The sequence below is a fragment of the Micromonospora sp. WMMC264 genome (assembly GCF_027497275.1).
GTDB classification, from domain to species: Bacteria; Actinomycetota; Actinomycetes; order Mycobacteriales; family Micromonosporaceae; genus Micromonospora; species Micromonospora chalcea.
In genome coordinates, this window is record NZ_CP114907.1 from 5,668,914 (window position 1) to 5,687,978 (window position 19,065).

Sequence of the window (19,065 nt, forward strand, 5' to 3'; positions counted from 1 at the left end):
CTACCGGAGGCGTTAAGAGGGGGCCCTTCCTTACACAGCGCCGGGGTGCCAGGTGGCGCCGCGCAACAGCTGGTCGGCGCCGAGCCAGGCCACGTTCATCATCCGGGTCGCGGTCTTGCCGGCATCGGCCTCCGGGTGGTCGGCCAGCCAGTCGGCGAGCGACTCGGAGGCGCCGACGAGCGCGTACGAGACCACCTCCAGGTCGGTGGCGCCGACCTCCCGTCCGGCGGCGCGCAGCGCGTGGTCGAGCATCCCGGCCACCACCTCGACCAGCCGTCCCCGCATGGCGGCGAGTTCGGCGGCGAACGGCTGCGAGCCGCGGGCCTGCCGGTAGAGCACGGCCCAGCCGTCCCGGTGCGCGCCGACGAAGCCGAAGAACGCGCGCAGCCCGCGCCAGAGCCGCTCGTCGGCGGGCAGGTCGGGGGCGGCGGCGCCGGCGATGGCCTCCATCATCCGGGTGCTCTCGCGGTGCAGGCAGGCGATGAAGAGTTCTTCCTTGGTGCCGAGGTAGGCGTAGACCATCGGTTTGGAGATGCCGGCGTCGTCGGCGATCTCGTCCATGCTGGCGGCGTGGAAGCCGCGACGGGAGAACACCTTCACCGCCGCGTCGAGCATCTGCTGCTCGCGTACGGCTCGGGGGAGGCGCTTGAAGGTCGGCGTGCTGGACACTCTTGCGAGCATACCTACCCGTGCGTAGGGTTACGCCAGAGTAACCAAGCTGGCCCCGCCCGAGAGGTGCATTTCCTGATGACTGACTTCGACCCGGCCAACTTCGCGAACGTCGGCCCCAAGGAGTTCGCGCAGCTGGTCAAGTCCACGCCGGACGCCAAGATCGCCGAGATCATGTCCGGCGAGTCGCGCGGCAAGATCCTCAGCGAGGTCTTCAACCGGATGCCCACGCTGTTCCGCGCCGACCGCGCCGGTGCCACCAACGCGGTCATCCACTGGAACATCACCGGCCGCCCGGACGGTGGCACCGACACGTACGAGATCGTCATCGAGAACGGCGCCTGCACCGTCTCGGAGACCGCCACCCGCGACCCGAAGCTGAGCCTCACCATGGGCCCGGTCGAGTTCCTGAAGATCGTCTCCGGTGGCGCCAACCCGGTGATGATGTTCATGACCGGCAAGCTGAAGGCCAAGGGCGACCTGGGCCTGGCTGCCAACATCGCCAACCTGTTCGACATCCCCAAGGCCTGACATGGCCGAGTTCTCGCTCGACCTGAACGAGGAACAGCGGGATCTACGCGACTGGGTGCACGGCTTCGCAGCCGAGGTCGTGCGCCCGGCCGCGGCCGAGTGGGACGCCCGGGAGGAGACCCCGTGGCCGATCATCCAGGAGGCGGCGAAGGTCGGCCTGTACGGCTTCGAGTTCCTCGCCACCTGCTGGGCCGACCCCACCGGCCTCTCCCTGCCGATCGCCAGCGAGGAACTCTTCTGGGGTGACGCCGGCATCGGCCTGAGCATCTTCGGCACCTCGCTCGCGGTCGCCGCGATCTACGGCGCCGGCACCCCCGACCAGCTCGTCGAATGGGTGCCGCAGTGCTTCGGCGACGTCGACTCCCCGGCCGTCGCCGCGTTCTGCACGAGCGAGCCGGAAGCCGGCTCCGACGTCGGATCGATGCGTACCCGCGCCGTCTACGACGAGGCCACCGACGAGTGGGTGCTCAACGGGCAGAAGGCGTACGCCACGAACGGCGGCATCGCCGGCGTGCACGTGGTCACCGCCTCGATCGACCCCGAGCTGGGCTCGCGCGGGCAGGCCGCGTTCGTCGTACCCCCGGGCACCTCCGGTCTGACCGCCACCCGCAAGCTGCGCAAGCTCGGGCTGCGCGCCTCGCACACCGCGGACGTCTTCCTCGACGACGTCCGGGTGCCGGGCCGCTGCCTGCTCGGCGGCAAGGACGCGCTCGACGAGCGTCTGGCCCGCGCCCGGTCCGGGCAGCGCGCCTCCGGCCAGGCGGCGATGCGGACGTTCGAGCTGTCCCGTCCGACAGTCGGGGCGCAGGCGCTCGGCGTGGCCCGCGCCGCCTACGAGTACGCCCTGGACTACGCCAAGGAACGGGTCCAGTTCGGACGGCCGATCATCACCAACCAGGCGGTCGCGTTCGCGCTCGCCGACATGAAGATGGAGATCGACGCCGCCCGGCTCCTGGTCTGGCGCGCCTCCTGGATGGGCCGCAACAACCGGCCGTTCGCCGCCGGCGAAGGCTCGATGTCCAAGCTCAAGGCCGGCGAGGTGGCCGTCTCGGTGACCGACAAGGCGGTCCAGCTCCTCGGCGGCGCGGGCTTCCTGCGCGACCACCCGGTCGAGCGGTGGTACCGCGACGCCAAGATCTACACCATCTTCGAGGGCACCTCCGAGATCCAGCGGCTGGTCATCTCCCGGGCCATCTCCGGCATGCAGATCCGCTGACCGCCGGCGGCACGCCGCCCGGCCCGTGACGACAGGCAGCGCCGTCGCGGGCCGGGCGCCCCCGCCTGGCCGACCCGACCCGCGATCGGGCGCAAGATCACGCAAAACCGGACGGCCGATCCGTCCGGAGCCTGGTCGACGAACCACGAACGCGAAGGAGTTGCGCCTTGGACCTGCCGTTCATCGCCGCCACGCTGACCCGCCGTGGACTGCTCACCCCGGGCCGCCCGATCCGGGTCGTCTCGCAGCTCAACGCGCTGCGCCGGTGGGGCTGGAGCCTCGCCGGGGAGCTGCGCCAGGCCGCCGCCCGCGACCCCGGCCGCGTCGCGGTGGTCGACGAGCGCGGCGCCACCATGACGTACCAGGAACTGCTGGAGCGCTCCGAACGGCTGGCCCGCTCCCTCCGGTCCCACCTCGGCGTCCAGGCCGGCGACCGGGTCGGCGTGCTCTGCCGCAACCACCACGGCCTGATCGAGGCGATAGTCGCCGCGATGCTGCTCGGCGCGGACGCCGTCCTGGTAAACACCGGCCTGTCCGCGGCTCAGCTGGGCACCGTGGCCGAGGAACAGGGTCTGCGCGTCCTGGTCCACGACGGCGAGTTCACCGAGCGCGTCCTCGCCCTCCCCGCCGAGGTGCACCGGGTCGACGAGCGGCGGCACGAGGAGCTGATCGCCGCCGCGGTCCCCGGCGAACAACTCCAGCCGCCCGAGCGGGACGGCCGCACCATAGTGCTGACCTCCGGCACCACCGGCGCGCCCAAGGGCGCCCGCCGCCCCACCCCGCACGGCTTCGGCCCGCTGGTGTCCATCATCGACCGCATCCCGCTGCACGCGCGGAACACCACCATGATCGCCGCGCCGATCTTCCACACCTGGGGGTACGCCGCCCTCCAGGTCTCGTTCGCGCTGCGCGCCACAGTCGTGCTGCACCGCCGATTCGACCCCGCCGCCACGCTGACCGCGCTCGTCGCCCAGCGGTGCGACGCGATGTTCGCCGTACCGGTGATGCTGCAACGACTCATGGAGGTCGAGCCGCCGCTGCCCCGGCCCCCGCTCAAGGTGGTCGCGGTCAGCGGATCCGCCCTGCCCGGCAACCTGGCCACCGCCTTCATGGACCGCTACGGCGACGTGCTGTACAACCTCTACGGCTCGACCGAGGTCTCCTGGGCCTCCATCGCCGGCCCACGCGAACTGCGCGCCGCGCCCACCACCGCGGGCCGGCCGCCGCACGGCACCCGGCTGGCGATCCTGGACGAGAACGGCCGCCCCGTCCGGGACGGCGAGGTCGGGCGGATCTTCGTGGGCAACGAGATGCTCTTCGAGGGCTACACCTCGGGCGTCGGGCGGGAGAGCCGCGACGGCCTGCTGGACACCGGCGACCTCGGCCGGCTCGACACCGACGGCCTGCTCTTCGTGGACGGCCGGGCGGACGACATGATCGTCTCCGGCGGCGAGAACGTGTTCCCGTCCGAGGTGGAGGACCTGATCGCCCGGCTGCCGCAGGTCCGCGAGGTCGCGGTGATCGGCGTACCGGACCCCGACTACGGCCAGCGGCTGGCCGCGTTCCTGGCGCTGCGGCCGGGCGAGACGCTCGACCCGGACGCGGTCCGCGAGTACGTCCGGCGCTACCTGGCCCGCTTCTCCGTGCCCCGCGACGTGGTGTTCGTCAAGTACCTGCCGCGCAACGCCACCGGCAAGGTGCTGAGCCGGGAGTTGCGCCGCTACTTCGACTGACGGACGGCGCCCCGCGAACCGGTCCCGCCGCGGGGGCGTCGCCCGTCAGTCGAGTATGCAGCTATGCCGATATCAGCATGGGAATCTCATAGCCAAGCTCCCATCCGCGTGCTCCCATCGCTTAGTGTCAATAGTTAACCGTAAGCGGCTTCTGGAGCGGCCGGCGTCGACGACGTCAGCGGAGGGATGTGCGGTATGGGACTACCGGTCCCGGGCGGAAACGGCGACGGCCACCAAGGCGGCGGCCCTGAACGGTGGATCTGGTCGATTGCGGGCAGTGGACTCCTGACCGTCCTGCTGCTGACCATGCTCGCCGGATCCGGCGTGGGCGTCGGGGCTACCGCCACCGAGGGGGTGCGTGTCGTGGGCGCCATCATCGGCGCCGCGTTCAGCGTGCTCGCCCTCTTGATCCGTAGGCGAGGCCGGTGACCGGCACACCCGGCAACGTGGCTGGGGTGCCGGGAGCCATGTGGAACTTCCGGCGTTCACCGTCCATCGGACCGGCGCGGCATCGTCAGCCGGGAATCGTGATCCGGCCCTCCACCGCACCCGCCGCGATGTCGGTGCGGTGGTGGGAGCCGGCCAGCTCGACCTCGCGTACCAACTCGTAGGCGGCGTCGCGCGCGGCGGCCAGGTCCGGGCCGGTCGCCGTACCGCAGAGGACCCGGCCGCCCGCGGAGCGCAACGTGCCGTCGGCGTCGCGGCGGGTCCCGGCGTGGATGATCCCGGCGCGGTCCGCGCCGGTGATCACATCACCGGTACGCGGGCCCGCCGGGTAGCCCTCGGCCGCCACCACGACTGTCACCGCCGCGCCGTCGCGCCACCGCAGCGGCGGGTGCGCGCCGAGCGTGCCGGTGGCGGCGGCGTGCAGCAGCCCACCCAGCGGCGTCTCCAGCAGGGCGAGCACCACCTGGGTCTCCGGGTCGCCGAAGCGCGCGTTGAACTCGATCACGCGCGGGCCGGACGGGGTGATCGCCAGGCCCACGTAGAGCAGGCCGGCGAACGGGGTGCCCCGGTCGCGCAGCTCCGCGAGCGTCGGGTGCACCACGTCGCGCATCACGTCGTCCACCAGGTTCGGCGGGGCCCACGGCAGCGGCGCGTACGCGCCCATCCCGCCCGTGTTCGGGCCGGTGTCGCCGTCGCCGACGCGCTTGAAGTCCTGCGCGGGCAGCAGCGGCACCGCCGCTTCACCATCGGTCACCACGAACAGGGAGACCTCGGGACCGGACAGGTACTCCTCGATCACCACCCGGCCGCACTCCGCGGCGTGCCGCTCGGCGGCGGCCCGGTCGTCGGTGACCACGACGCCCTTGCCGGCGGCCAGCCCGTCGTCCTTCACCACGTACGGCGCGCCGAACTCGTCCAGCGCCCGCGCCACCGCAGCCGCGTCCTCGCAGGTGTACGCGCGCGCGGTCGGGACACCGGCAGCCGTCATCACGTCCTTCGCGAACGTCTTCGAGCCCTCCAGCCGGGCCGCCTGCGCGCTCGGGCCGAACACCGCGATGCCCTTGGCGCGTACCGCGTCGGCGACGCCCGCCACCAGCGGCGCCTCCGGGCCGATGACCACCAGGTCCGCCGCGACCTCGACGGCGAGGGCCGCCACGGCCGCCGGGTCGGTGGGTGTCACCTCCCGAAGCGAGGCGACCTCGCCGATCCCCGGATTCCCCGGCGCTGCGACGAGCGCCTCGACAGCCGGATCCCCGGCGAGTCCGAGCGCGAGAGCGTGCTCCCGCCCACCACCACCCACAAGAAGTACGCGCACGACCCCGCATCCTACTGACCACCCCACCCCACCTCGTTGATCATGAAGTTGGCGGCAGGATGTGAGATCGAAATCGCCGTCAACTTCATGATCGATCCCCGCTCCTCGCGGCCAGTGCCGCGCGGACGACCTGGGGGATGTAGTCGGGGCGGAGGGTGTCGGGCCAGGTGAATCTGAGGACGGTCCAGCCGGCGTTGGTCAGGCGGTTCTGCCGCTGCCGGTCGTCGAAGAGCGCACCGGGCGTGGAGTGCGGATCTCTCCCGTCCGCCTCGGCGATCACCCGGGCCGCCCGCCAGCCCATGTCACCGATGCCGAGCAGGTAACCATCGGCGTCGCGCACCTCGATCTGGAGCGCGTCGGGCGGAACGCCGCCGTCGACGCACCGCAACCGGGTACGCGTCTCCAGCGGAGACTGGGCGCCGCCGTTCGCCTCGGCCAGATGGCGACGCGCGCTCACCACACCCCTCCGGCCCGCGATCAGTGCGGGGATGGCGCCGAACTCGCCCTCGTCGATCACTCCCTGGTTGAGCGCCGAGTCGAGTAGGGCTACCGCGTAGTAGCGGCGCATCCGAAGGACGAGTCCCGCGAGCGTGTGCGTGGGAGTTGTCACCGGAATGCCGTCGACAGTCGTCAGCGCCTGCTCGGGATGCTCGAACTGGTGCAACGTCACGGCAGGATCCCTGACGCGGGCCGGCCGGGCGGCCCGACCCGGCAGCGCGACGTGAATCGCACCCGTTCTCGGCAGCCCCGCGATCCCGTGCAGCTCGGCGGCCGTCCCGAGAACGGCATGCGCCGCCGGGCCCAGCGACAGGACCGCCGCCCGGATCCGCCGACGCCGTTCCACGCAGTCGGGGCCGGAGCGCTCGACGGCGTAGGTCGCACGAGCCAGCCGCCGCCACCGGCGCGAGGTCAGGAGATTGTCGATCTCGTGCCTGCTGTAGCCGGCTCGGAGCGCCTGCACACGGGTGACAACGCCGCCCTGGTCACGCGCGATCTGCCGGATCACCCAAGCCCGTTCCACCCACCGAGCGTCCCCGCGCACCCCACCCACGCGAAGCCCTTGTGGACAACCCACCCCACCCTGTGGATAACCCACCCCTCGCCCTCGCCCCGTTGATCATGAAGTTAGCGGCGATGTGGATCTACAAAACAGCCGCTAACTTCATGATCAACGGAGTGGTGCAAAGGGCGGGGTTAGGGGAGGAGGGGGTGGCGGAGGACGTTTTCCTCTCGGCCCGGGCCCACACCCACCACGCTCACGCGGGTACCGGTCAGCTCCTCGATGCGGGCGATGTAGCGCCTCGCGTTCTCCGGGAGCTCGTCCTCGGTGCGCGCCTTGGTGATGTCCTCCCACCAGCCGTCGTGCTCTTCGTAGATCGGCGTGGCGTGGTGGAAGTCGGTCTGCGTCATCGGCATGTCGTCGAAGCGCTCGCCGTTGATCTCGTACCCGACGCAGATCGGCACCTTCGCCAGGCCGGTCAGCACGTCCAGCTTCGTGACCACGAGGTCGGTGACGCCGTTGAGGCGGCACGCGTACCGGGCCACCACCGCGTCGAACCAGCCGCAGCGGCGCTCCCGGCCGGTGGTGGTGCCGTACTCGTGGCCGACCTTGCGCAGGTGCTGCCCGTTGTCGTCGAACAGCTCGGTCGGGAACGGGCCGGAGCCCACCCGCGTCGTGTACGCCTTGCTCACCGCGATGACCTTGGTGATCGCGGTCGGCGGGATGCCCGCGCCCACGCACGCCCCGCCGGCCGTCGGGTTCGACGAGGTGACGAACGGGTAGGTGCCGTGGTCCATGTCGAGCATGGTGGCCTGGGCGCCCTCCAGCAGCACGGTCTCGCCGCGGTCGAGCGCGTCCCAGAGCATCACCCGGGTCTCGGCGATGTACGGGCGCAGCCGCTCGGCGTACTGGAGGTACTCCTCGACCGTCTCCTCGACGTCGATCGCCTTGCGGTTGTAGACCTTGAACAGCAGCTGGTTCTTCTCGCGGAGCGCCAGCTCCAGCTTCTTGCGCAGGATGCCCGGGTCGAGCAGGTCCTGCAGGCGGATGCCCATCCGGGCGACCTTGTCGCCGTACGCGGGGCCGATTCCCCGGCCGGTGGTGCCGATGCGGGCGCTGCCGAGGTAGCGCTCGACCACCCGGTCCAGCGCCCGGTGGTGCGGCATGATCAGGTGCGCGTCGCCGGAGATGCGCAGGCGGGACACGTCCACGCCGCGCTCGGCGAGCCCGTCGATCTCCTGCAGCAGCACCTTCGGGTCGACCACCACGCCGTTGCCGATCACGATCATCGCGCTCGGTGACAGCGCACCGGACGGCATCAGGTGCAGCGCGTACTTCTGGCCGTCCGGCGTGATCACCGTGTGGCCTGCGTTGTTGCCGCCGGAGTAGCGCACGACGTAGTCGACCCGCTCACCCAGCAGGTCGGTAACCTTGCCCTTGCCCTCGTCGCCCCACTGGGCGCCGAGCAGCACGATCGCTGGCATCTCTTCCGCCTCCAGAAGGCTCGGGTGCCAGGTGGCGACCGGTCTGCGAGCCCGGGGTGTCAGGCTAACAAGTAGTGACGGCGGGACCAGCAGGGGTTGGTCGAGAAGCAGGAGGCTCCTTCGTGTACGACGTGGTGCTGCTCACCCTCGGCTCGGAGCGGGACGCTCCCGGTGGTGGCTGCGGCAGCGGCGGCGCCTGCTGCGGCGGCGCGGACGACACCGCCGCCGAGAGCGGCGAGGAGCGCTGCGAGACGCCGCGCGTACCGGTGCTGGCCTGCGCGGACGAGCTGACCGCCCGGGGTGCCCGGGTGACCACGGTGACCGCCCGGTCGGACGCCGAGATCGACGAGGTGCTGGCCCGGCTCGACGGCCCACCGCGCCCCGACGGCCTCACCTGGCCGGACCCCGACGGCAAGACCCGGCTGATCGTCGCCACGGCCAGTGACGGTCAGTTGCGCGCCGTCCTGCGCCGGCTGGTGCGCCGGTACGCTCCGCCGCCGAGCCGCCGCCCCGCGGACCTGGCGGACAACCGGACGGTGCCCGACCTGCCCCCGGTCGGCGTACTCCCGCTCGATCCGGCCCGGTCCGGGACGGCGCGTGACCTGGCCGCGCAGCTCGGGCTGCCCCGGGATCCGGCCGGGGTGGCCGCGGCGGTGCTGGACGGCACGGCCCGGCGGCTGGACCTGCTGCGCAACGACGGCGGCTCGGTGACGCTCGACGGCGCGCTGCTCGGCGCCGCCGACGACGCCGGCCGGCCGCTGCACTGGCGGGCCCGGGTCGAGGTCGACGGCACGGTGCTCAGTGACGGCGCCGAGCCGATCACCGCGTGCGCGATCGGCAACGCGGGCGGGTACGCGCGCCTCGGCGAGGTGGACCTGCTGGGCGGGCCGGACCCGGCCGACGGACGGGTGACGGTCGGCGTCGCCGTACCAGTGGTGACCCGGTCGGCGTTGGGCCGGAAGAAGGTCCGCCTGGAGGTACGGCGGGCGCGGGGACGTGCGGTGGCGGTGGTGCCCCGCGACGAGAAGGTGCCCTTCCTCGACGACGGCGTCGAGGGCGAGCTGAGCCGCAAGCGCTCCTGGTGGACCGAGCCGGGCGCCTGGGCGGTCTGGACGGGCTGACCTCGGTCGATCCCCGTCCGGCTCGCGCCGCTGGCCGTACCGCCTATCCTCGGCGGAAGGAATGGGGAGGAACCGTGGTGCACGACAACGACGACCGGGCCCACGTGCCGGGTCGAGGGCAGGTGCCGGAGCGGGACGTCGAGCCGCTCTGGCCGCCGGAGGAGACCGACGGCGTGGTGACCGCCCCGCCCTGGGCGGCCGTGCCCTGGCCGCTTCCGCCGGCCGACGCCCCCACGCCGTCGACGTCGGACGTCCCGGGGCCACCGGCGCCCGCGGTCGATCTGGACCTGCCGTTCACGCTCGACCAGCCGCCTGCCGGCGCGCCGCCGGCCCAGCCGGGCTCACCGGTCATGGCCGCCACGCCTCCCGCGTCGCAGGGAGCGCCCGGCCCGGATCCGGCCGCCGCATATCCCTCGTTGCAGGGCGCGCCCGCTCCCGACCCGGCCGCCACGCGGACACTGCCGGACCCGGCTGACACGCGGACGGCAGCCGACCCGGAGGACGCGCGGACGACGGCGCGCTCGGCCGACGCGCGGACGACGGCCGACGCGGACGGCGAGGGCGCCGGCAACGGCCGGGCCGTGTCTCCGTGGGCCCAGCCGCCGCAGCGGGCCACCGCCGACTCCGCACCGGACCTCGTTCCCGCTGACAGCGACACGCCGGGGTCCGGCACCGACCCGGCGCGGGCCGTCCACGCCGACGGCGCCGTCTCCGGCCGGGCCTCGGTCGCCGGCACTGCGCTCCCGCCGCCCGACACCGCCCCGGTGACCGGCCGGGCGCAGGTCACCGGAGCGTCGTCGCCGGGCACGGGTGAGCCGGCGCCGGAGCCGCCGCGTCTCGGGCCGTTCCCACCGTCGCCGGGCGTGCCGGCGCCGCCGTCGCCCTACGGCAACGGCTACCCGCAGGCCGGCTATCCCCAGGCCGGCTACCCACAGGCCGGCTACCAGCCGCAACCCGGCCAGCCCGGCTGGTACCCGCCGCCCGGCTGGACGCCACAGCCCGGCCCGGCCCAGACCGGCCCGGCGCAGGCCAGTCCGGCGCAGGCCGGTCCGACGCAGGCAGTCGCGGCGCCCAACGGCCCGGCGCACAACGGCCCAGCGCAGACCGGGCCGGCGCAGACCGGCGCCCCGGTGCCACCGCACGTGCCCGCCCCGCCGGTGTCCGGCCCGGCCGCGCCCCAGCCACCACAGCAGCCGGCGTACCCGGAGCAGGGCTGGACGCCGCAGCAGGCGGTACCCCCGACCGCCGAGGACTTCGCCCGCCGCCGCCAGGCCCGGCCGGTCGACCCGGTGGCCACCATGGGCGTACGCGCGGTGGTCAACAAGATCGGGCTGGTCCGGCTCGCGCCCGGGCGGCACGAGCAGGAGGTGAAGCGCGACATCGAGATGGTCCGCCGCAACTTCGGCGGGCTGCGCCAGGTGACTGTGGTCAACCCGAAGGGCGGCGCCGGCAAGACGGTGGCGATCCTGCTGCTCGCCATGACGTTCGGCCAGAAGCGCGGCGGATACGTGCTGGCCTGGGACAACAACGAGACCCAGGGCACCCTCGGCATGCGGGCGCAGCAGGACTTCCACGCCCGTACGGTGCGCGACATGCTGCGCGACCTGGCGCAGTTCCAGGGGCCGCACGGCCGGGTGGGTGACCTCTCGCAGTACGTCCGCTCGCAGGGCGAGGGCATGTTCGACGTGCTCGCCTCGGACGAGTCGGCGACCGGCGGCGAGATGCTCACCGCCGCCGCGTTCGCGGAGATCCGCGAGGTGGTCAGCCGCTTCTACAAGCTGATCTTCGTGGACACCGGGAACAACGTCCGGGCGCAGAACTGGCAGGCCGCGATGGACGCCACCGACCAGCTCGTGGTGACCATGTCGGCCCGGAACGACTCGGCCGAGACCGCCGCCCGGATGCTCGACCACCTGGAGCAGAGCGGCCGGCAGCGGCTGGTCCGGCAGGCGGTGACAGTGGTGTCGATGCCGCCGTCGCGCAAGGAGATCGACCTGCCCGCCATCCAGGCCCACTTCGCGGCGCGGACCCGGGCGGTGCTGCTGGCGCCGTACGAGCGCCTCATCGACACCGGCGAGCCGCTGCGGTACGGGCAGCTCTCCTCCGCCACCCGGGACGCCTGGCTGAAGATCGCCGCGTCGGTGGCGGAAGGGCTGTAGGACGGGCGCGACGGCCGGTACCCGGGTGGGGACCGGCCGTCGCGGCAGTGGTCAGTCGCCGGAGAGCGCGTCTCCGGCGGCCGGGTCGCAGTCACGGAGGAACTGGGCGCACCGGGCCGCCTCGTCCGCCTCGCCGATCTCGCCCGCCGCGCGGGACAGCACGTAGAGGCAGCGCAGGAAGCCCTGGTTGGGCGCGTGCGACCAGGGCACCGGGCCGTGGCCCTTCCAGCCGCTGCGGCGCAGCTGGTCGAGGCCCCGGTGGTAGCCGGTGCGGGCGTACGCGTACGCCGTGACGACCTGGCCCGCGGCGAGCGCGCGGCCGGCCAGCGCGGCCCAGGCCGCACTGTAGGTCGGGAAGCGGGCCGCGACCTCGGCGTACGCCTCGTCGGTGCCCTGCTCGGCCGCCGCCGCCAGCGCGGCGTCGGCCTCCTCGTGGGCCGGGAGCAGGGTGGCCGGTGGCTCAGGCAACAGGTTCTGCATCGCCCCATTCAACCCGCTTCGCCATCGGGTACGCGAGGGGCCTCGCCCGTACGGTTGGCTGAACGGCTGAGGGTTTCGTCACGCCTGCGGCGGGAGCACACGTACCCGCGGCCCATGCCGCCGACGTGGTTCTTGCACTACAAATACAGATCCGGAGCCTCCCCAGGACCCGGTTACGCAGGAGCCCGGCGGCGTGCCCGCCGGGCTCCTGTCGTTCCCGCCCCCGGTTTCGGCACTTGCCGTGCGGAGGCAGGATGACGGGGTGCCGACCCCACCACCCGCGGACGTCATCGAGCCGCACGCGCCCCACGTCAACGAGATCGAGACCCGCACCGCGTTCGAGCAGCGGCTGGCCGGGGGGACCCTGGCCGGGCTGACCGTGCAGGGCCTCCGCCTCGACCTCGACCCGGTCCCCGACCTGCGCCACGTCGACGTCACCGGCACGCTCTTCGTGGGCTGCCGGTTCGCCGGCCGCGAGGTGGGCGCGGACCTGGTCCGGCGGGGCGCCAACGTGGTCCCGCCGTTCTCCGGGCTGCCCTACCCGACCCAGCCGTCGCACCTCTACACGGCCGACGAGCTGGCCGCCGGGTTCGCCGAGAGCGGGTTCGCCGGGATGTACGACACCCGGGTGTACGCGCACTTCCGGGCGCACGGCGGCGCGCTGCCGGACGTACGCGAGGCGCTCGGGCAGCGACTGCACGACCACGGTGTGGACAACGCGCTGGCCGACGCCACCCGGTCGTGGCTGGCCGCGCACGGCCCGCAGTCGGTGGTGGGCGTGATGGGCGGGCACGCGGTGCCGCGCGGCAGCGTCGCGTACCGGATGGCGGCGGTGCTGGGCTGGGAGCTGGCGCGGGCCGACCGCCTGGTGGTGACCGGCGGCGGTCCGGGCGTGATGGAGGCGGCGAACCTCGGCGCGTTCCTCGCTGCGTGGCCGGCCGAGGAGCTGTCCGCCGCGATCGACACGCTCGCCGTCGCACCGGACTTCACCGACCACGAGCGGTACACGGCGGCGGCGCTGGCGGTGCGCAAGCGGTACGCGGACGGCCCGTCGCTGCCGTCGCCCCGTCCGTCGGCGCCCGGCACCGAGTGGGCCCGGTCCGGCGGGCTGGCCATCCCCACCTGGCTGTACGGCCACGAGCCGGCGAACCTGTTCGCGGGCCGGATCGCGAAGTACTTTTCCAACGCCATCCGGGAGGACACGATCCTGCGGCTGGCCCGGGGCGGGATCGTGTTCGCACCAGGCAAGGCCGGCACCGTGCAGGAGGTGTTCCAGGCGGCCACGAAGACGTTCTACGGCACCGACGGGGCGAGCGGGGCGTACGTGTTCCTGGACCGCGCGTACTGGACCACGGAGCTGCCGGTGGAGTCGCTGCTGCGGCCGCTGTTCGCCGCGTCCCCGTTCGGCGACCTGTCGCACACGATCCACCTGACCGACGACGCACGCGACGCCGTCCGCCTGCTGGTGCAGTGAAAGGAAGGGCCCCTTTTTAACGCCTCCGGTAGAGGAAGGGCCCCTTGTTAACGCACGGCGTTAACAAGGGGCCCTTCCTTACAAGCGGAGGGTCACTTCATGGTGGTGCCGGTGGAGCGCAGGTGCTCGCAGGCCTCGACCACGCGGGCGGCCATGCCGGCCTCGGCGGCCTTGCCCCAGACACGCGGGTCGTACATCTTCTTGTTGCCGACCTCGCCGTCGACCTTCAGCACGCCGTCGTAGTTGCGGAACATGTGGTCCGCGACCGGGCGGGTGAAGGTGTACTGGGTGTCGGTGTCGATGTTCATCTTCACCACGCCGTAGTCCAGCGCCTCCCGGATCTCCGAGAGCAGCGAGCCGGAGCCGCCGTGGAAGACCAGGCTGAGCGGCTTGTCCTTGCCGTACTTGGCGCCGACCGCTTCCTGGATCTGCTTGAGCACCTCGGGGCGCAGCTTGACGTTGCCCGGCTTGTAGACGCCGTGCACGTTGCCGAAGGTCAGCGCCGCCATGTAGCGGCCCTTCTCGCCCAGGCCGAGCGCGTCGACCATGGCCAGGCCGTCCTCGACGGTGGTGTAGAGCTTGTCGTTGATGGCGTTCTCGACGCCGTCCTCCTCGCCGCCGACGACGCCGACCTCGATCTCCAGGACGATCTTGCCCTTGGCGGCCTCGGTGAGGAGCTGCTCGGCGATCTCCAGGTTCTCCGCCACCGGCACGGCCGAGCCGTCCCACATGTGCGACTGGAACAGCGGCTCCTGGCCGGCCTTGACGCGCTCCTGCGAGATGGCCATCAGCGGCCGGACGAACTTGTCCAGCTTGTCCTTCGGGCAGTGGTCGGTGTGCAGCGCGATGTTCACCGGGTACTTCTTGGCGACCTCGTGGGCGTACGCGGCGAACGCCACCGCGCCGGTCACCATGTCCTTCACGGACGGGCCGGACAGGTACTCCGCGCCGCCGGTGGAGACCTGGATGATGCCGTCGCTCTCCGCGTCGGCGAAGCCCTTGAGCGCCGCGTTCAGCGTCTGCGAGGAGGTCACGTTGATCGCGGGGTACGCGTACCGGCCGGCCTTGGCCCGGTCCAGCATCTCCGCGTAAGCCTCAGGGGAAGCGATGGGCATGTCGAACGCTCCTTACTTACCGCTCTCGGCCGTGCAGGCCGCTGTCTTCCATGGGCGCGACCGTTCCGGTCGCTCACGTCCACGGGTGCGCCGGACCGCGCTGTCCACCGCGGGCAGTATCCCGTAGGAGCGCGCACGGGGCACAACCGGCCCGGGCGCTGCTCACCGATTCTCCAGCCGGTCCGGCACGACGACGCTGATCAGCCAGCTCACCACCGCCACCACGATGGCGCCCCAGAAGGCGGCCCAGAACCCGTCCACGTGGAACGGGAGCTTCAGCAGACCGGCGATCCAGTCGGTCAGCATGAACAGCAGCGCGTTCACCACCAGCGCGAACAGGCCGAGCGTGAGCAGGTAGAACACACAGCCGAACACCTTGATGAGCGGCTTGAGCACCGCGTTCACGACACCGAAGACCAGCGCCACCACGATCAGGGTGAGCACGTTGTTGCCGGTGTTACGGCCGCTCACCTCCACCCCGGGCACGATCAGCGTCGCGATCCACAACGCGACCGCCGTGATCGCCAGTCGGATCAGAAAGCCCATGGCAACCATCCTGGCACCGGCCGCGCGCCGGGAGCGGGACAATCGCCGACTCCGCGTTCCGCCCGCCGCCGGGCGGCGGCCCGGACCAGCCCGTACGGTGGTGGGGACGATGCCCGCACGGAGATCAGGGAGGGACGATGGGTCAGCCCGACGAGGACTTCGCGCCCAGTGACCACCTCGCCCCGGAGGAGCGGGATCTGGAGGCCGAGCCGGCCGACGCGGTCGAGCAGGCCACCACGGTGACCGACGACAGCGACGGCGAGCCGCACCGCGGCCTGGAGGTCGACGACTGGGACGCCATGGAGCAGGCCCGCGTGGTCACCGCCGACGAGGACGACTACCGCTGATCCGGCGCCCGGGTCACCGCAGGGCGGTGACCCGGGCCGGATGGGCGGCGGCCCATTCCCCCAGCCGGTCGGCCCGCAGCGCGTCCAGGAACCCCGGGGTGAGTTCGGGGTCCGCCTCGTACCCGCGACCGTTCCACTCGGCGAGCACCGGGAAGGCGACCGCGACCGGCTCGGCGGCGCCGGCCCGGGCGGTCGCGCCCACCAGCGCCGGCAACGACAGGTCACCGGCGTCGACAGTGACGGCCGGGCCGATCCGGATGAGCAGCCGGTTGAGTTGCGCCGGATCGGTCGCCGTTCCCCGCTCACGCATCTGGCGGAGCAGGCCGGCGGCGTAGCGGGCCGCGTTGCGGTCGCGGTCCAGTCCTCCGTCGCGCAGGCCGTACCGCTGCCGCAGCAGGTCCACCGCCGCCGCGCCGTCGAGCCGCTGGCATCCGGCGGGAAAGCGCCGCTCGGTGTGCACCGAGCGAACCGGCTCCGGCAGGCAGACCGGCACGCCGCCGACCGCGTCGGTCAGGTCACGGGCCCCCGGGTACGTGAGCACCGCGCCGGCGTCGACGCGTACCCCGGTCAGCCGGGCGACCGCCTGGCGGGTCGCCCGGTAGCCGGCCGCCAGGTCGGTGCCCGAACCGGTGGCGCGGGAGAAGGTCGCGTTGAGTTTCTCCGTTCCGCCCGGCGCCGGCACCAGCAGGTCACGCGGGAGCGACACCAGGTAGAGCCGGCTCCGGTCGGCCGGCACGTGCACCAGGAGCACCGAGTCGGCACGGCGGCTGCCGGCCGACTGGTCGACGCCGAGCAGCAGCAGGTTCAGCGCGCCGCCGGGTTCCGGCTCCGGCGTGGCGAGCAGGGGCGCCGCCGTGGGCGCCGGTGGCCGGGGCGCCATGGCGGTGAAGCCGACCAACGCGACGGCGGCGACCGCCAGCGCCGTGCCGGCCAGGCGTACGCGCCGACGGCGTCGACGGCGGGTGATCACCGCCCGGTCGACGGCGGCCCGGACCGGGCCGACGGGCGGGGTCGACTCCTCGAGGCGGGCGAACGCGGCCCGCAGCTCGTCCTCGATCATCAGGAGACCTCCACGAGTTCGGCTCGGAGGGTGGCCAGCGCGCGCGAGATGCTGGACCGGACGGTGCCCACGGCGCAGCCGAGGATCTCGGCTATCTCCCCGTCCGGCAGGTCCTCGTAGTAGCGCAGCACCAGCGCGGCGCGCTGCCGCCGGGGCAGTCGGGACAGCCAGGAGCGGACCTGGTCCCGGTCGACTGCGGACTGGGCGTGGTCGGCGGACGCGGGCACCGAGTCGTCGACGTCGCCGCGCAGCAGCACGCGCCGCGCCCACGAGCCGCGCCGCCAGTCGATGAACTGGTTGGTGAGCATGCGTCGCACGTATCGCTCCGGGGCGTCGCTGCGAGCCACCCGCCGCCAGTGCAGCTGCACCCGGACCATGGTGTCCTGCACCAGGTCCTGGGCCTGGTGCGGGTCTCCGGTCAGCATGACCGCGTACCGCAGCAGGGCGCCCAACCGCGCGTCGGCGAACTCCTCGTACGTCACTGCACCTCCCGGTGTCCGTTTGAAGGACGGTCCCGGGCGGCTGGAACATTGCGGCGGCGACGATCATCCGTTCGGTCAATATTCATCATCTGGGACAACGCGATCCCTTAAGGAATCTTTAAGCTCCGTGGGCTCCACCTGATCACCCCCACGGGAGGACCCTCCACATGCTCAGCAACTCCAGCCGGCGTCTGCTCGCCGGGTTGGGCGTCGCAGGCGCGTTCGTCGCCGCCTCCGCCACACCCGGCTTCGCGGCTGACCCCAAGGTCAAGCTCGGCGTCTACTTCAGCGACACGACGATCGCCGCCGACTCAGACGGCAAGATCGACTACAGCATCATCCGCAGTTCGACCTCGGTCGTGCTGCACGACCTCACCGTCCGCTACGACCTCACCGGCCTCGCCGGCAAGGTGACCGTCGGCGAGGAGGAGAACACCGGTACGGACTGCACCTCGCCGTCGGCGAACGTGCTCGTGTGCACGACGCCCTGGGAGGTGGAGCTCGACGAGTGGGGTCTGTCCGGCGTCTTCCCGGTGCAGATCAAGCCCACCGGCAAGGCCCAGGACGGCGACACCGGCACGCTCAAGGTGACGCTGTCGGCGAACGGCGTCGACAGCGTCTCGCACGAGGCCAAGGTGCGCGTCGGTGAGGGCGTCGACCTGGCCGCCGGCCCGGAGACCACGGTGTCGGCCGCTCCGGGCAAGGGCTTCACCGCGCCGCTGAAGGTGACGAACGTCGGCGAGACCACCGCCAAGGGCGCCGCCGTCGTCTTCTACAACGACTACGGCATGAACGCCGCCAAGCACTACAGCAACTGCACGTACGTCGGTGACGAGCTGCGCACCTGCCGGTTCGACGAGGAGCTCCCCGGCGGCAGCACGTTCGGCGCGACGCTGCCGTACGCGCTCGGCGCGGACACCATGGCGCCCGGCAACCGGTACGGCGAGATCATCTGGATGACGCCGGACGAGTTCGAGGACTTCGAGAACTACCTCGGCAACTACGACGTGACCATCGGCAAGCCGGGCACCGACGGCAAGCTGACGCTGGCCGAGGCCGCCGGCCGCGCCGCCGCGCGGGGTTTCCAGGCCGACCCGCGGCCGGAGAACAACGCCTCGTACCTGCAGGTGAAGGTCACCGGCAACAACAGCACCGACCTGGAGGCGCTCGGCGCGTCGGTCACCGGCAAGGCGGGCGCGACCGTCAAGGCGACGGTGGGGCTGCGCAACAACGGCCCGGCCACGCTCGACTACAGCCGCTCCGGCAGCTCGGTCACGTACCTGACCTTCGACGTGCCGAAGGGCACCACCACGACCGCCGTGCCGGAGAACTGCTTCCCGGTGAAGGGCGACGAGTGGGGTGAGCCGGGCAAGCCGGGCGCGCGTCACTACCGCTGCTACTTCGACTCGTTCCTGAAGGCCGGGGACACCGTGAAGCTGGACTTCGGCCTGAAGATCGACAAGGTGATCCCCAACGACACCGGCCTCGTGAAGATCAACGTGCCGTGCGAGTGCGACGGCGGCTTCTACCGTGACCTGAAGCCGGCCAACGACACCGCCAAGGTCGTCGTCAACGCGGCGCCGGGTGGCGGCGACGGTGGCCAGGGCGGCGGTGACGGCGGCACGCTGCCGATCACCGGTTCCTCCACCGGCCTGATCGCCGGCCTCGGCGCGCTGCTGCTCGCCGCCGGCGCGGTCGGCTACGTGCTGACCCGCCGCCGCAAGACCCGCTTCGTAGCCTGACGAGAAGCACAAAGGTGCCCCGCCGACCCAACGGTCGGCGGGGCACCTCCACATAGAAGCAAGACACCCACCAGCAGTACGCCTCCGACGGGGCGCATCCACGAGGGTTTCCGGGGGAGCCCGACCCGCGCAGGGATCAAGCCT

Annotated in this window: 18 protein-coding genes; 9 read left to right on the forward strand and 9 right to left on the reverse strand. The window is 72.5% G+C overall.

All coding sequences use genetic code 11. The features are described 5' to 3' along the window. Positions 1-30: 30 nt before the first annotated feature. Positions 31-669, reverse strand: coding sequence for a TetR/AcrR family transcriptional regulator (locus tag O7542_RS25110; RefSeq protein WP_030500578.1), 639 nt, complete (start codon positions 667-669; stop codon positions 31-33). A 78-nt stretch (positions 670-747) separates the two neighbouring features. Here O7542_RS25110 and O7542_RS25115 point away from each other — a divergent pair, with 78 nt between their 5' ends. The 4 genes from O7542_RS25115 to O7542_RS25130 all read left to right on the forward strand — a co-directional run bounded on the left by O7542_RS25115 (position 748) and on the right by O7542_RS25130 (position 4,578). Then, entirely contained in the window at positions 748-1,200 is a 453-nt protein-coding gene (locus O7542_RS25115) for an SCP2 sterol-binding domain-containing protein (RefSeq protein WP_043327552.1), read from the forward strand. Position 1,201: 1 nt separating this feature from the next. Further along, positions 1,202-2,416, forward strand: coding sequence for an acyl-CoA dehydrogenase family protein (locus tag O7542_RS25120; RefSeq protein ID WP_064447943.1), 1,215 nt, complete (start codon positions 1,202-1,204; stop codon positions 2,414-2,416). A gap of 167 nt (positions 2,417-2,583) precedes the next feature. Further along, positions 2,584-4,149: an AMP-binding protein gene (locus tag O7542_RS25125; protein ID WP_281605291.1), complete on the forward strand. Its 1,566-nt coding sequence runs from the start codon at positions 2,584-2,586 to the stop codon at positions 4,147-4,149. 195 nt (positions 4,150-4,344) lie between these two features. Continuing rightward, positions 4,345-4,578 (forward strand): hypothetical protein, encoded by a 234-nt coding sequence (locus tag O7542_RS25130; RefSeq protein ID WP_281605292.1) that lies wholly within the window; start codon positions 4,345-4,347, stop codon positions 4,576-4,578. A gap of 85 nt (positions 4,579-4,663) precedes the next feature. On the opposite strand, the gene purD is transcribed toward O7542_RS25130, so the two are convergent. From purD to O7542_RS25145, 3 genes are all read right to left on the reverse strand, one after another. Then, complete coding sequence (purD, locus tag O7542_RS25135) at positions 4,664-5,911, reverse strand: phosphoribosylamine--glycine ligase (protein WP_069088124.1); 1,248 nt, start codon at positions 5,909-5,911, stop codon at positions 4,664-4,666. 85 nt (positions 5,912-5,996) lie between these two features. Then, a complete protein-coding gene (locus O7542_RS25140; RefSeq protein WP_281605293.1) occupies positions 5,997-6,932 on the reverse strand; it encodes a type IV toxin-antitoxin system AbiEi family antitoxin domain-containing protein in 936 nt (311 codons plus the stop codon). Positions 6,933-7,105: 173 nt separating this feature from the next. Further along, positions 7,106-8,395, reverse strand: coding sequence for an adenylosuccinate synthase (locus tag O7542_RS25145; RefSeq protein ID WP_043327554.1), 1,290 nt, complete (start codon positions 8,393-8,395; stop codon positions 7,106-7,108). A gap of 122 nt (positions 8,396-8,517) precedes the next feature. Between O7542_RS25145 and O7542_RS25150 the strand changes: the two genes are divergently transcribed. Together O7542_RS25150 and O7542_RS25155 are read left to right on the forward strand one after the other, a co-directional pair. Beyond that, positions 8,518-9,516, forward strand: coding sequence for a diacylglycerol kinase family protein (locus O7542_RS25150; RefSeq protein ID WP_043327555.1), 999 nt, complete (start codon positions 8,518-8,520; stop codon positions 9,514-9,516). A gap of 74 nt (positions 9,517-9,590) precedes the next feature. After that, on the forward strand, positions 9,591-11,675 hold the full coding sequence (locus O7542_RS25155) for a chromosome partitioning protein (protein WP_166457370.1): 2,085 nt from the start codon (positions 9,591-9,593) through the stop codon (positions 11,673-11,675). Between the two features lie 51 nt (positions 11,676-11,726). Here O7542_RS25155 and O7542_RS25160 read toward each other — a convergent pair whose 3' ends face one another. Beyond that, positions 11,727-12,155: a DUF3151 domain-containing protein gene (locus O7542_RS25160; RefSeq protein WP_043327556.1), complete on the reverse strand. Its 429-nt coding sequence runs from the start codon at positions 12,153-12,155 to the stop codon at positions 11,727-11,729. Between the two features lie 262 nt (positions 12,156-12,417). On the opposite strand from O7542_RS25160, the gene O7542_RS25165 reads away from it, so the two are divergent. Then, positions 12,418-13,629 (forward strand): hypothetical protein, encoded by a 1,212-nt coding sequence (locus tag O7542_RS25165; RefSeq protein WP_281605294.1) that lies wholly within the window; start codon positions 12,418-12,420, stop codon positions 13,627-13,629. Positions 13,630-13,721: 92 nt separating this feature from the next. Here the strand turns inward: O7542_RS25165 and fbaA are convergent, their stop codons facing one another. Then, entirely contained in the window at positions 13,722-14,744 is a 1,023-nt protein-coding gene (gene fbaA, locus O7542_RS25170) for a class II fructose-bisphosphate aldolase (protein WP_281605295.1), read from the reverse strand. A gap of 162 nt (positions 14,745-14,906) precedes the next feature. Then, positions 14,907-15,290, reverse strand: coding sequence for a phage holin family protein (locus O7542_RS25175; protein ID WP_043327559.1), 384 nt, complete (start codon positions 15,288-15,290; stop codon positions 14,907-14,909). A gap of 137 nt (positions 15,291-15,427) precedes the next feature. Between O7542_RS25175 and O7542_RS25180 the strand changes: the two genes are divergently transcribed. Then, entirely contained in the window at positions 15,428-15,637 is a 210-nt protein-coding gene (locus tag O7542_RS25180; RefSeq protein WP_030500565.1) for a hypothetical protein, read from the forward strand. A gap of 13 nt (positions 15,638-15,650) precedes the next feature. Here O7542_RS25180 and O7542_RS25185 read toward each other — a convergent pair whose 3' ends face one another. After that, a complete protein-coding gene (locus O7542_RS25185; RefSeq protein WP_043327560.1) occupies positions 15,651-16,697 on the reverse strand; it encodes an LCP family protein in 1,047 nt (348 codons plus the stop codon). Then, positions 16,697-17,179 carry a SigE family RNA polymerase sigma factor gene (locus O7542_RS25190; RefSeq protein WP_043327561.1) on the reverse strand — a complete coding sequence of 161 codons (483 nt, stop codon included), beginning with the start codon at positions 17,177-17,179 and terminating at the stop codon, positions 16,697-16,699. Before O7542_RS25190 ends, O7542_RS25185 begins: the two co-directional genes overlap by 1 nt. A gap of 167 nt (positions 17,180-17,346) precedes the next feature. On the opposite strand from O7542_RS25190, the gene O7542_RS25195 reads away from it, so the two are divergent. Next, a complete protein-coding gene (locus tag O7542_RS25195; RefSeq protein WP_064447950.1) occupies positions 17,347-18,921 on the forward strand; it encodes an LPXTG cell wall anchor domain-containing protein in 1,575 nt (524 codons plus the stop codon). Positions 18,922-19,065: the final 144 nt, after the last annotated feature.

Excerpts from the sequence above, each read along its gene's own strand:
- O7542_RS25115 (WP_043327552.1), top strand. The coding sequence starts at position 748 with ATGACTGACTTCGACCCGGCCAACTTCGCGAACGTCGGCCCCAAGGAG.
- O7542_RS25120 (WP_064447943.1), top strand. The coding sequence starts at position 1,202 with ATGGCCGAGTTCTCGCTCGACCTGAACGAGGAACAGCGGGATCTACGC.
- O7542_RS25130 (WP_281605292.1), top strand. The coding sequence starts at position 4,345 with ATGGGACTACCGGTCCCGGGCGGAAACGGCGACGGCCACCAAGGCGGC.
- O7542_RS25145 (WP_043327554.1), bottom strand. The coding sequence starts at position 8,395 with ATGCCAGCGATCGTGCTGCTCGGCGCCCAGTGGGGCGACGAGGGCAAG.
- O7542_RS25160 (WP_043327556.1), bottom strand. The coding sequence starts at position 12,155 with ATGCAGAACCTGTTGCCTGAGCCACCGGCCACCCTGCTCCCGGCCCAC.
- fbaA (WP_281605295.1), bottom strand. The coding sequence starts at position 14,744 with ATGCCCATCGCTTCCCCTGAGGCTTACGCGGAGATGCTGGACCGGGCC.
- O7542_RS25175 (WP_043327559.1), bottom strand. The coding sequence starts at position 15,290 with ATGGGCTTTCTGATCCGACTGGCGATCACGGCGGTCGCGTTGTGGATC.
- O7542_RS25180 (WP_030500565.1), top strand. The coding sequence starts at position 15,428 with ATGGGTCAGCCCGACGAGGACTTCGCGCCCAGTGACCACCTCGCCCCG.
- O7542_RS25185 (WP_043327560.1), bottom strand. The coding sequence starts at position 16,697 with ATGATCGAGGACGAGCTGCGGGCCGCGTTCGCCCGCCTCGAGGAGTCG.
- O7542_RS25195 (WP_064447950.1), top strand. The coding sequence starts at position 17,347 with ATGCTCAGCAACTCCAGCCGGCGTCTGCTCGCCGGGTTGGGCGTCGCA.